The sequence below is a fragment of the Mesorhizobium sp. M7A.F.Ca.CA.002.05.1.1 genome, assembly GCF_003998335.1.
Classification (GTDB): Bacteria; Pseudomonadota; Alphaproteobacteria; order Rhizobiales; family Rhizobiaceae; genus Mesorhizobium.
The window spans coordinates 1-979 of sequence record NZ_RZQI01001379.1 but is presented as its reverse complement, the minus strand read 5'-3'; the positions used below and the strand labels follow the sequence as shown (position 1 = coordinate 979).

Below are 979 nucleotides of genomic sequence, written 5' to 3'. Positions count from 1 at the left end.
ATCTGTCATTCTTCCCGGTGACTGTCGGCATGGTGAAGGGGCTGCGCTCACCCGAGATCATGCATCTCGACCTGATGCACACCTACAATGCCAGTCGTGCGCAAACCTTCTGGAGATTGCGTGTGCCGGCCTCGGTGCCGTTCCTGTTCACCTCGATGAAGGTGGCGGTGGCGGCAAGCCTGGTCGGCGCCATCGTCGGCGAATTGCCGACCGGTGCGGTCGCCGGCATCGGCGCCAAGCTTTTGGCGGGCGCCTATTACAGCCAGTCCATCGACATCTGGTCTGCGCTGGTTGCTGGGTCTGTGGTGGCGGCACTTCTGGTCATGGTTGTCGGCATTGCCGGGCGCCTCGTCGACCGCGCCATGGGCGGGAGGCCGGCATGAACTGGCTGAAACCCTCCTGGCAGGCGGTGTCGGCGATCGTGCTGTGCCTGATCGCGGTCGCGCTCGGCCCGATCGCCGCGCCGAAAGTGGATGCACTGGCGCAGCCCGCAGGGACGTTGATGTATCCCTATGTGGCGACGAACTGGCTGATCTTCGGCGTGCTGCTTCTCGCTGCTTTGATCTCGATGGCCAGAATACCGTCCGTCGTCGAAGCGGTTGTGCTTTTCATCGGCGCGCATCTGGCCGCCTGGCTGCTGATTGGCGGCATCACCGGCTTCGAGGGCCTGGCACGGGCGCCCTATTTCCTGCTGCTCACGGGTGCCTGGCTGCTTGGCTGGCGCTGCGTCGCCGTCCTGTCGGGCCTTCGCCCGATGGCAAGCTGGGCTCGCACCGCGCTGCGCCTGATCATCCCGGCCATCTTCGGCGCCTGGATACTGATCATCTGGGAAGCGGTGACGCGTGGCGCCGGCATTCCCTTCATCCTGTTGCCGCCGCCAAGCGCAATCGGCGCGCGCATCGCCGGTTCGCTGCCGGTGCTTGGCGCGGATGTCCGGCAGACCATCTTCAAGGCGGTGATCTTCGGCTATGTGGTGGGC

General features: G+C 65.3%; 1 protein-coding gene and 1 pseudogene. Both read left to right on the top strand.

All coding sequences use genetic code 11. The features are described 5' to 3' along the window. Window positions 1-383: ABC transporter permease (locus tag EN939_RS35725; RefSeq protein WP_127272002.1), on the top strand; the 383-nt coding region annotated here is incomplete at its 5' end. Next, window positions 380-979, top strand: a pseudogene (locus EN939_RS35720) (ABC transporter permease); the annotation flags it as partial. The gene EN939_RS35725 and the pseudogene EN939_RS35720, both read left to right, overlap by 4 nt.